This is a genomic window from Cohnella baijiui (genome assembly GCF_020731285.1).
Taxonomy (GTDB): domain Bacteria; phylum Bacillota; class Bacilli; order Paenibacillales; family Paenibacillaceae; genus Cohnella.
Map to the genome: position 1 here is coordinate 1 of NZ_JAJFOW010000251.1, position 272 is coordinate 272.

Annotated in this window: 1 pseudogene; it reads left to right on the forward strand. The window is 50.0% G+C overall.

Features of this window, described 5'->3' with window-relative positions:
* Positions 1-272 (forward strand): annotated as a pseudogene (locus tag LKX83_RS32520) (hypothetical protein); the annotation flags it as partial.

A 272-nucleotide genomic window follows, 5' to 3' on the forward strand; every position in this document is an offset into this window, starting at 1 on the left:
TTTGTCCTGGCGTGAAGGAAGGTGGCTTCTTCAGATTGATTCACTTTCACAGGACCAACTGGACAATCAGGCCATTGCCAAAAAGATGGTTGCTTATCTGGAAGAGCATGCCTTGCCTGCTCCTAAAGACAACGGCCGCGTAAAAGTAACCTACCGGCCGGGAGGCAATGATGTACAGGTAGTCATCTACTGGCAGAAGGGCCGCGTCGTCTACGAATTAGAAACAGATCAGGTGCCGCTTGACGCATTGCAAATGGCCGTATCAACCAATT